This is a genomic window from Deltaproteobacteria bacterium, from assembly GCA_029860075.1.
Lineage (GTDB): Bacteria > Desulfobacterota > JADFVX01 > JADFVX01 > JADFVX01 > JAOUBX01.
Genome location: JAOUBX010000132.1, coordinates 1 through 7,306 on the forward strand (window position 1 = coordinate 1; position 7,306 = coordinate 7,306).

The window sequence follows — 7,306 nt, forward strand, 5'->3', positions numbered from 1 at the left end:
TATCGAAGAAGGGACCTTTGCCGTCTATGCTCCCCGGGGTGAAAAAGAGAAAGGCCTTCTCATAAAGCCCCTTCATTTTCCCGAAGAAATCAAAATTCTAGACATCCATATACCGGGAAAAGAGAAGAAAAGCATAGGAGAGACGCTTATCTCCTTCTTCCCCGGTGGAATGGCCGACAGCGCCCTCATTCACCTTAAAGATAATGAAGACAAGGAAATTACACTTGAACTCTCTCCCCTTTCCCGCAAGGTCGAAATCCATGAAGGTTACCTGGAAGCAGCATAAGGCAGGGGAAAAGGGCTTTACACTCCTTGAAGTGATGGTGGCCATTGCCGTCATATCCATCTCTCTCATTGTTCTCCTTTACGCCCAGAATTCCAATATAACAAGGAGCTATCACTCAAGATGCCTCACCAGGGCCGCGCTTCTCGGCCAGAAGATCCTCTCCGAAAGCAGTCTTTCCGAACCGGAACCGGGAACCTGGGAAGGGAAAGAAGAGCTGGATGATATGACACTTAGATGGGAAAAGAGAGTTGAGCCTTCCATTGTGGAAGGCATGAGAAAACTTACCATCAGGGTAAGCTGGGGTGATGAAATGAGTGGCAGCGTATTTCTTCTTGAAACATTCAGAGCGGTTTAGTGATGCAATACCCGGCCCGGCATTATTTCTGCGCAAAAAAAATTTCTGCAATAAACAAGGGCGCCTTAAAATCCGAGGCAGGCTTTACACTCCTTGAAATCCTTATTGCCGTCACTGTTCTTGCATTTATTATGACGATCATTTATTCGAGTTTTTTTGCTATTTCCCAATCAGAGAAAAGGGTAAGCCTTTCAACGGAAGTCGAAATCAAGGCGAGAAACCTTATGGAAATGCTCATGCGTGATCTCTCTTCGGCAGTCATTCCCCGGGATGGCACAGAAAAGAAAGAGGGAACCCTCAATTACGGTCTCTACTGCACCCAAACCGAAAAGGGACAAAAACTCGATTTTACAGCCTCCCTCTCTGATTCGGCTAACGTCATTGATGCAAGGCTCAGGGAAGTGGGCTACTTCCTCGTCGCTAACGAAAGAGGAAGTTATGACCTCGTTAAAAGAATCGATTTAACGCCCGATGACGACATTCAGCAGGGAGGACGTGATCTGCTTCTCATGAAGGACCTCGCTTCCCTTGCCTTTCAATTTAAGAAAAATAAAGGCGACTGGATGGACCTGTGGGACGGAAAAGAACGTCCACAGGCAATACGCATTACGCTTACCCTTTTAAATGACGATGAAAATGAAGAGGAATTTATAACGGAACTGCCACTCTATGGGGGGAAGGTATTTTGAAAATTCCTTTAACCACAAAGGCACAGAGATCACAAAGGATTAAAAGGGGAAGAAGAACTCTTGGTGAACTTTGTACCCTCAAGGGTATAAATGTCTTTGTGGTGAATAAAAAGATAAAGAACGAAAAAGGCTATGCCCTTCTTACCGTCCTCATTATCCTGGCCATAATGACGCCCCTTGTGGTCAACCTGAGCTACAAAACGATGGTGCAGATAACAGGGGCTGACTACCTGGCAAGCAAGATAAAAAGCCGGGAAATCGCCCGGGCCGGTCTTGAGAGCGCCATCCTTGCCCTCAAAAAGGATAACAGGGATTACGACTCCTACCTTGAAGAGTGGGGAGAATTCAGGGAACTTAGCGTTTTTTCGGCCACCTTTTTTGAAGAGGGGAGTTTTACGGGAACCATCCGTGATGAAGAGGGGAAGATTAACGTGAACAGGATAACAGCAGGGCTCGACACGAAAGACCAGCTCACAAGACTCTTTGATATAATTAAAGTCGATGCCGATATTTTAGATGCCATTACCGACTGGATAGACAGCGATAATGAGGCTGAACTGACGGGCGCCGAGGATAATTATTACAGCACCCTCGATAATCCCTATTACTCAAGAGACGCCCCAATGAACAATATCTATGAATTGAGATTGATAAAAGGGGTAACTGATGATATCTTTCTCGGAAGGAATGGAGAAAACCCGCTCTACAATTACCTCTCCACCTATGGAAGTGACGGCAGAGTAAACATCAATACGGCAAATGATGAAGTTATCCTGTCACTGTCTAAAGATCTGCCTGTCTCCGTGGCAGAAGAGATTATAGACTACCGTAGAGGAGAACCCTTCAAAAGCGCCGATGACGTAAAAGAACTGATCGGTGAAAAGGACTTCAAGATAATCCAGGGGAAGATCAAGGTAGTAAGCAATACATTCTCTGTCACAGTAAGGGGAATATACCGGGACATAAGGACAGACATTCATGCCGTCATCAGCCGGCAGGGCGATAATGCAAAAATAATCTACTACAGTGAGGCATAGTTGGCAAAAAAATATACAGGCATAGAGATCACCGCCACAGCCATCAGGACCGTTCAGCTATCGGCTTCGGGCAATGATTTGAAGATCCTCTCTTTTGAAGAATTTCCTCTCCGTGGGAAAAAGGCCGGTGAGGTTCTTTCAGAGCTGGCAAATGAAAAAAAGTTTAGCGAAGGCGCCTTTTGCTCGGGTATTTCCGCCCACAAGGTCTTTTTCAGGGAGGCCTCTTTCCCCTTTGACGACAAGAAAAAAATATTTCAGGCCCTCCCCTTTACTCTGGCCGACACCCTTCCCTTTCCCCTGAAAGAGGCCTCCTACAGTTCTTATCCCTTAAAAACAGAAAAAGGAAAAACAACGGTTAAGTCGCTCGTCGCAAGAAAGGATTCGGTAAATGAAGCAGAAGCGCTTTTTTCACCGCATTTGCCTCTCTCCGTCATTACCGCTGAAAACAGCGCCCTTGCTGCGCCCTTTACACCCTCTCATGGTGAAGCGTCACAATGCTGCATGACTATTCACATTTCCGGAGACCACTCTATTTTATCAATTATCAGGGAAGGCGATCCCCTCTTTTCAAGGACACTGACAAAAGGAATGGAGACCATCCTTTCCGATCTCAGGGCCGGGGCAGACTTAAGCGAAAATGAAGCCCTGGAGCTTCTTTGTTCAGGAAGGACTTCCCTTGAAGAAGAGAAGGTGAAAAGCGCAGAAAAATCGGTCAAAAATTTCTTCAATACCTTCATCAGGGAGATGGAACTTAGCATCCGGTCCTTCGGTCTCGGAAAGGAAGTCATATCATCTTTGATGATTACAGGTGCAGGATCGGAAATAAAAGGCATTGCTTCCTATCTGGAAGAAAAAATAGACATCAAGGTTTCACCACCTCAACTGAAAGAGGGGATAAGCCTCGATCCCGGAGTAAGACTGAATGATCTCATCGTAAAGGGTACGGCAGCGCTCGGGTATGCGCTTATCGCCACAAAGTCGGACAGTATAAATTTTATCAGCAAAAAACGCTGGCTGCTGGAAAGTAATTTATACAAATCACTTTATACAAAAAGAAAGATGCTGGCCCTGGGAGCAGGGATACTATTGGTGCTTTATACGATCAACCTTGCCATAAGCGTAACGTACCACAAAAAACGCTATCTATCTCTCAAAGAGAATGTAAGAGACACCTTCCTCGAAACGCTTCCGGAAACAAAGCGGATACAAAACGAAGAACATCAACTCAAAACCGCATTGACGGAGCTTGAATACAGGGTCACCCTTCTTTCCGCCGGTGGAAACATGAAAGTCGTTGACATGCTGAGAGAGATAACGACAAGAGGTCCCGATGAAACAACTTTCAGGATTACCCGCATGAGGATAGACGATAAGGAAATCAAGCTGGAAGGAGAAACGGCAGCCTTTGAAAAGGTTGAAAAAATCAAGTCGGCCCTCGGCACGTCACCTCTCTTTGATTCGGTCGAAGTAGGCGGCGCAAAAGCAAGCAGACTCCAAAACATTGTCGAATTTCAACTCAACATCAAGCTGGCAAGGTAAGCTCAGAAAAAACCTTATCACTTGAGTCCTTCGCACTTACTCAGCATAGGCCCAGGGAAGAGTTATTTTCAAAAAAACCAAAACATGGTCCCGTAGAAGGGCGGATTTATTGAAAAGGGCTTTTTTTGAAGAAGCTGCTTTAGGTTATAAAATCTTGCAGACTTCCATCAGCTTTGTTTCCATATCGGTGTTAGAAAAAGGCTTAGGAAAGCTCTTTCAAAACTAAGGCATTGGAACTAATTGTACCGATCACTTTACGGCCATCCAAAACAGGCGCACGCAGCAAACCATACCTGGCAAATAACCGGGAGCAGTATCTAATATCCATATCCGGATGAACAGATATTACAGGTTTTGTCATGATCTCATAAACATTGACCCGTTCCGGAGCTTTATCCCTGGCAAGAACATGCTGAGCGATATCACCGGCCATGACCAGGCCATATTCATCATCATCATGCCGTTTGTTTACAACCAGCACTGAAGTATTGTTGCGTTTCATTTTTTCTCGTGCTTCACTGACTGTAGCAATCCCATCTATAGTGACAAAGTCGGTTTTCATAATGTCACGCACTCTTACTACTGTTTTTTCACTCATAATTCCTCCTCAACTATGGGGGTAAGTTTCTCTACCTGATGCATAACACCAACGGCATCTTCTACATCAATTTGAAAGGCAATCCCCGTTCCGGGCTTGGAGTCAAATTCGGCGGCCTCTGCAATAGCCTCTAAAATGGTACGGCTCAAATGTTCTTCAACAAGCAGGAGCACAATATCCCGCTGCGTTTCCAGGGTAAGACCGAGGAATGTTTTTGATGCTTTCAACCCTTCTCCGCGCGCATTACTGATCACAGTTGCACCGGTCGCACCACACTCACGGGAGGTATTCATAACCAGGCCCGTTTTATCATCTTCCACAAAGACAATAATCAGTTTGAAATGCATTTTAACTCTCCTTTTTCTCTTGAATTTTATTGTTATGACGGCTTCGCCACTCGGCAAGTTGCGCATAACCCAATACGGCAATAATTGGAAACAAGCTGGCAAATGCAATAAGCCCAAAGCCATCCAATAGCGGATTACGTCCAGGTACCGTCGAAGCTAAACCCAAGCCAAGTGCTGTTACCAGCGGAACGGTAACGGTTGACGTAGTAACCCCACCTGAATCATAGGCTAAGCCTATCATCATTTTTGGTGAAAACATTGTCTGGATGATTACAATTACATAACCTGTAATAATATATACGTAGAGATCAGTGCCGGTAACAATACGGTAAGCACCCAAAGCAATGCCGAATGCAACACCTATCGAAACAGCCAGCCGCAGGCTGAAAGCCTTAATAGCACCACCGGAAATTTCATGTGCCTTGATTGCCACAGCGATCAATGAAGGCTCGGCCAGGGTGGTGGCAAAACCTATACTGGCAGCAAAAATATAAACCCAGTAATAAGCATGCCATGGAACGTTCCCCAAAGAAAGGTCAACCTGGAGAAAAGCGGGATCAGTCAGCTGTTTTGCCATTATGTTACCTAGTGGGAAAAGCGCCATTTCAAGTCCCTCAAGAAACAGTGCAATTCCTAAAAGAACATAAAAAAAACCGATTAAAAACTGTTTAGGGTGACGAATCGGCTTGCGTATTATGAGAAGCTGGAAACCGATAATGATGGCCGCAATAGGCATAACATCACGCAATGTGCCAAGAAATGTCTTCCAAAACAATAGAAGAAATTCACTCATATAATCATTCCGTAAGCCATAACAAATATAATTGGAGTCAGAGAAGCCAAAGCAATCAAACCAAAACCATCAAGCATGGGATTACGGCCTTTGATTGCCGAAGCAAGTCCAACACCCAATGCAGTAACCAGTGGTACGGTAATGGTTGATGTGGTCACTCCGCCCGAATCATAAGCGATCCCGATAATTTCATCAGGTGAAAATGCGGTCATAATAACAATACCGCAGTAACCTGATATTATTAGATAATGCAAGGGCCAACCTCTAATAATACGAACAACACCGATCAATATTGCAAAACCTACAGACAATGCAACTGTCAATCGAAGGCCAAATGAGTAGGAGGCTTTCGCATCCTCCGTATTTTCAATCATTCCACCATCGGCAGCGATAGAGGATGCCTCGTCTGCCACGGCAATAAGTGCCGGTTCCGCAACGGTAGCACCAAATCCAAGGGAAAAAGCAAAAACCAATAACCAGGACAAGCTGCCTTTACGGGCAAAATCGTAAGCCATGGCTTCGCCAATGGGGAAGAGAGCCTGTTCCAGTCCTTCGATAAAAAAAGTCAGCCCCAGAATAACCAATAACATACCGAAGATCAGATTAGTAACGTCTGGAATTGGCTGTCGGATAATGAGAGTTTGAAAAAGCAGCACGACAACTAAAATAGGAAGGAGGTCGATAAAACTGTTAAAGAGTTGTTTTATAAAACGGTTTTTTATCATTATTGAGTACTGCACCGACAGATAAGAATGACTATCGCTAATTTTCCAGGTTATTGCCAAATGGTGTCACTAAAGCCTTCCTGAGAATTCCGCATAATCTGCAACAGAAGGATGACTAAATCAGCTAATGCTCATTTTTATTAAAGAAAGTATAATAGCACAAGTACTATTCAGCTTGAATCAATATTGATAATAAAAATATTTTAGATCAAAATCGCAACTTTAAATTAAAGTTTTCTGCTATCCGAGAGTGGAAAAAAAGCACACTTTCAGGAGAAACCCCTACCTTAAGTAAAGTCTTACAGCAATTTCCGGATTGTAAATTTTGAGAAATATTTTTTTGACGATTACTAATTGTAATTGAATGTTTTGGAGCAATGAACTTTTTTGATGCTTTCAGGAAGAAATCAACACTCAACTTAAGAAAGACTCGTCAGTGCTCTTTTCAGATCAACCGGTTTTATATCATTCTCGCGACCTTCCTTGATTTTCAATGCCCATTCAGCATCAGCCAAAAGCGCGCGTCCTACGGCCACCAAGTCGAACTCTTTATTTTCCAGGCGCTCATCTAATGAATTCAGGTCAGCAGGATGTGCTGTTTCCCCTCCAAAAGAGGAGGTAAATGTACTATCCAGGCCAACGCTGCCCACTGTTATGGCCGGCTTCCCTGTAATTTTTCTTGCCCATCCCGCAAGATTAAGTTCCGATCCGTCAAATTCCGCTTCCCAGAAGCGCCGGGTACTGGCATGAAAGATGTCAACTCCTGCATTGCTGAGCGGCATGAGAAATTGTTCCAGTTCTTCGGGACTATTCGCGAGCTTCGCATTGTAATCCTGCTGTTTCCATTGTGAAAAACGAAATATTACCGGGAAATCCGGCCCCACCGCATTTCTTACTGCCTCTATTATTTGAATGGCAAGTTCAAGCGATTTTCCAG

General features: G+C 44.4%; 10 protein-coding genes. 5 read left to right on the plus strand and 5 right to left on the minus strand.

Annotation, left to right across the window (positions count from 1 at the left end; all coding sequences use genetic code 11):
- The 5 genes from OEV42_20935 to pilM all read left to right on the plus strand — a co-directional run.
- Nucleotides 1-286: hypothetical protein (locus tag OEV42_20935; GenBank protein MDH3976736.1), on the plus strand; the 286-nt coding region annotated here is incomplete at its 5' end.
- Entirely contained in the window at nucleotides 261-641 is a 381-nt protein-coding gene (locus tag OEV42_20940) for a prepilin-type N-terminal cleavage/methylation domain-containing protein (GenBank protein MDH3976737.1), read from the plus strand. The genes OEV42_20935 and OEV42_20940, both read left to right, overlap by 26 nt.
- A gap of 2 nt (nucleotides 642-643) precedes the next feature.
- Nucleotides 644-1,330, plus strand: a complete 687-nt coding sequence (locus OEV42_20945) for a prepilin-type N-terminal cleavage/methylation domain-containing protein (protein ID MDH3976738.1) — start codon at nucleotides 644-646, stop codon at nucleotides 1,328-1,330.
- A complete protein-coding gene (gene gspK / locus OEV42_20950) occupies nucleotides 1,327-2,367 on the plus strand; it encodes a type II secretion system minor pseudopilin GspK (GenBank protein ID MDH3976739.1) in 1,041 nt (346 codons plus the stop codon). Before OEV42_20945 ends, gspK begins: the two co-directional genes overlap by 4 nt.
- Nucleotides 2,368-3,906 carry a pilus assembly protein PilM gene (gene pilM / locus OEV42_20955; protein MDH3976740.1) on the plus strand — a complete coding sequence of 513 codons (1,539 nt, stop codon included), beginning with the start codon at nucleotides 2,368-2,370 and terminating at the stop codon, nucleotides 3,904-3,906.
- Nucleotides 3,907-4,108: 202 nt separating this feature from the next.
- On the opposite strand, the gene OEV42_20960 is transcribed toward pilM, so the two are convergent.
- The 5 genes from OEV42_20960 to OEV42_20980 all read right to left on the minus strand — a co-directional run.
- The gene (locus OEV42_20960; protein ID MDH3976741.1) at nucleotides 4,109-4,504 is read right to left on the minus strand and encodes a CBS domain-containing protein; all 396 of its coding nucleotides are present in this window, start codon (nucleotides 4,502-4,504) and stop codon (nucleotides 4,109-4,111) included.
- Nucleotides 4,501-4,851, minus strand: a complete 351-nt coding sequence (locus tag OEV42_20965) for a P-II family nitrogen regulator (GenBank protein MDH3976742.1) — start codon at nucleotides 4,849-4,851, stop codon at nucleotides 4,501-4,503. The genes OEV42_20960 and OEV42_20965 overlap by 4 nt, the downstream gene beginning before the upstream one ends.
- 1 nt (nucleotide 4,852) lies before the next feature.
- Nucleotides 4,853-5,644 carry a DUF1538 domain-containing protein gene (locus OEV42_20970; GenBank protein MDH3976743.1) on the minus strand — a complete coding sequence of 264 codons (792 nt, stop codon included), beginning with the start codon at nucleotides 5,642-5,644 and terminating at the stop codon, nucleotides 4,853-4,855.
- Nucleotides 5,641-6,369: a DUF1538 domain-containing protein gene (locus OEV42_20975; GenBank protein MDH3976744.1), complete on the minus strand. Its 729-nt coding sequence runs from the start codon at nucleotides 6,367-6,369 to the stop codon at nucleotides 5,641-5,643. The genes OEV42_20970 and OEV42_20975 overlap by 4 nt, the downstream gene beginning before the upstream one ends.
- A gap of 419 nt (nucleotides 6,370-6,788) precedes the next feature.
- Nucleotides 6,789-7,306: 12-oxophytodienoate reductase (locus OEV42_20980; protein MDH3976745.1), on the minus strand; the 518-nt coding region annotated here is incomplete at its 5' end.

Bases quoted from the DNA above. Each gene is read 5' to 3' on its own strand.
- OEV42_20940 (MDH3976737.1), top strand. From the start codon at position 261: ATGAAGGTTACCTGGAAGCAGCATAAGGCAGGGGAAAAGGGCTTTACA.
- OEV42_20945 (MDH3976738.1), top strand. From the start codon at position 644: ATGCAATACCCGGCCCGGCATTATTTCTGCGCAAAAAAAATTTCTGCA.
- OEV42_20960 (MDH3976741.1), bottom strand. From the start codon at position 4,504: ATGAGTGAAAAAACAGTAGTAAGAGTGCGTGACATTATGAAAACCGAC.
- OEV42_20965 (MDH3976742.1), bottom strand. From the start codon at position 4,851: ATGCATTTCAAACTGATTATTGTCTTTGTGGAAGATGATAAAACGGGC.
- OEV42_20970 (MDH3976743.1), bottom strand. From the start codon at position 5,644: ATGAGTGAATTTCTTCTATTGTTTTGGAAGACATTTCTTGGCACATTG.
- OEV42_20975 (MDH3976744.1), bottom strand. From the start codon at position 6,369: ATGATAAAAAACCGTTTTATAAAACAACTCTTTAACAGTTTTATCGAC.